3 protein-coding genes, 1 pseudogene and 1 riboswitch are annotated in these 2,191 nt (G+C 75.4%); of the genes and pseudogenes, 3 read left to right on the plus strand and 1 reads right to left on the minus strand.

The features are described 5' to 3' along the window. Nucleotides 1–475: MarR family transcriptional regulator (locus tag ACTUAL_RS01435; protein WP_440898989.1), on the minus strand; the 475-nt coding region annotated here is incomplete at its 3' end. Nucleotides 476–596: 121 nt separating this feature from the next. On the opposite strand from ACTUAL_RS01435, the gene ACTUAL_RS01440 reads away from it, so the two are divergent. From ACTUAL_RS01440 to ACTUAL_RS01450, 3 genes and pseudogenes are all read left to right on the plus strand, one after another. Beyond that, entirely contained in the window at nt 597–1,001 is a 405-nt protein-coding gene (locus tag ACTUAL_RS01440; RefSeq protein ID WP_096492806.1) for an ATP-binding protein, read from the plus strand. A 99-nt stretch (nt 1,002–1,100) separates the two neighbouring features. After that, nucleotides 1,101–1,730 carry a class I SAM-dependent DNA methyltransferase gene (locus ACTUAL_RS01445; protein ID WP_096492805.1) on the plus strand — a complete coding sequence of 210 codons (630 nt, stop codon included), beginning with the start codon at nt 1,101–1,103 and terminating at the stop codon, nt 1,728–1,730. A 64-nt stretch (nt 1,731–1,794) separates the two neighbouring features. After that, nucleotides 1,795–1,921: riboswitch (cobalamin riboswitch) on the plus strand. 69 nt (nt 1,922–1,990) lie between these two features. Then, nucleotides 1,991–2,191 (plus strand): annotated as a pseudogene (locus ACTUAL_RS01450) (peptidase); the annotation flags it as partial.

Raw genomic sequence — 2,191 nt, forward strand, 5'->3', positions numbered from 1 at the left:
ACCCCGGCATGATCGGCGGCGCCACCGGCACACCGTCCCGGAAGCTCTCCGGCCCCGGCAGCCCCACCCCCGCCGCGACCACCCTCCCCGGCGCCAGCTCCCGGACCCGCGCCGCCAGCCGCACCACCCGCTCCAGCACCACCCCCGGCCCGTCACGCACGTCACTCTCCTCAGTGACCCGCGCCAACACCTCGCACCGCCCGTCCGCCACCGCCACCGTGACCGACGTGGCCCCCACCGCCACCGCCAGCACCCTCAGCTCAGCCGCCAACCGCACCAGCACCGACCGCCGCCCGCCCCGGCTCGCCGCAGGCCCGCCCTCCTCGACCAGCCCCGCCTCCGCCAACCTCCCCAGCTCAGCCGACAGCGCCGCCCGAGGCACCCCCAGCCGCTCCCCCAGCGCGACCCTCGACAGCGGCCCCTCGTCGCGCAGCAGCGCGAGCAGCCGGGACCGGTTGACCGGTGTAGGAGCCATGACCTGCGATTCCCCCGTTCAGTGCCCCCCACCTCCACGGGTGGGCCGGGCGTGGTGTTTGACTCGTGCCAACGGGGGTATCCCGTCGGCTTGTCGGGCGATTTTCCCGGAGGACTGGCGAGTGCGGATCGTGGAGCTTCGCGGTGAGCGGATCGACGTCGTCCTGCACGGCGACGACCCGCCGCTGGCGCGGATGCGGAAGTGGACCTCGGCGACGCTCGCCGGGCTGGGAGTGGCGGACGCCGTCGACACCCAGCTCGTCGGCAACGCCCTGCTCAGCAACGCGTTCAGACACGCGGTCGCCCCCCGCCGCTTCCGGCTCCACCTGGTCCGCGACGTGATCAGGGTCGAGGTGGAGGACGCCAGCCCGCAACTGCTGCCCGTGCTGAGCCGCTTCGAACCGCTCCAGCCGAGCGGTCGCGGCCTGCTCCTGGTGAACCGCCTGGCGACCCTGTGGGGCGTGGTGCAGGGCCCGACGAGCAAGACCGTCTGGGCCGAGGTCGCCGTGAACCGACCGGGTGCCTGACCCGCCGCGCCCCACTCCCGTGGCAGGCCCGCCGCGCCCCGTCCCGCGCCTGACCCGCCGGGCCCCGCGCCAGCACCCCACCCGCTAGGGTCCACGCCCGTGACCGACCCCCGCTCGGAGGCCACCCGCGCCTCGTACGACACCGTCGCCGAGTCCTACCAGCAGCTGGTCAGCGGCCTCCTCCCTGGGATGCCCTTCGACCGCGCCGTCCTCGCGGCGTTCGCCGAGCTGGTCGACGGCCCCGTCCTGGAGGTGGGCTGCGGAACGGGCCTGATCACCGCGCACCTGGCCGGGCTGGGCGTCGACGTCTCCGGGGTCGACCTGTCCCCCGGCATGGTCGAGGTGGCCCGCCGCGAGCACCCCGACCTGCGGTTCGAGGTCGGGACGATGCGCGAGCTGGCCGTCCCGGCCGACTCGCTGGGCGGGGTCGTGGCCTGGTACTCGACCGTGCACGCGCCGACCGCCGAGCTGCCCGCCGTGTTCACCGAACTCGCTCGGGTCCTGAAGCCCGGCGGGCACCTGATGACCGCCTTCAAGGAGGGCGACCGGGTCACCCCGCTGACCCGCGCGTACGGGCACGACGTGGACCTGGAGGTGCACTGGCACCCGGTCGACGCGGTCGCCGGCGCGATCGCCGCAGCGGGCCTGACCGAGATCGCGCGGCTGGTGAGGGCCCCGCACGGCGCCGAGAAGGGCCCGCAGGCCTGCCTGATCGCCCGGAAGCCCTAGCCCCGGCTCCCCCACCCCTCCTGCGCGTTCCCGCTGGATGGGGCCGTTCGCTGGTCGCCCCGGCGGTTCCGGGGCGTACTCTGATCCGCGCGTGCGCTGGGGGAAGCCGGTCGAATGCCGGCGCTGACCCGCAACGGTAGGGCGTCCCGAGGACGTCGAGCCCGAACACCCGGCGGACGTGGACAAGCCACGCCACCCGTCGAGGACTGCGGGTCGGGCCCCTCGGGTTGCCCGCGCCTCGCCACCGAAAGAGGCGCCACATGCGTCATGGCCGTGCCGCGGCGGGCATCGCCGCGCTGATCGTCACCGGGCTCCTGGCCCCCGCGCTGCCCGCGCGGGCCGAGCCGACCACCTCCCCCGGTGGGGCGGCGGGCGGCTGGTTGACCAGGCAGCTCGTCGGCGGCGACCACCTGGAGACCACCTTCGACGGGGTCGCCTACCCCGATCACGGGCTGACGGCG

It is taken from the genome of Actinosynnema sp., assembly GCF_052038725.1.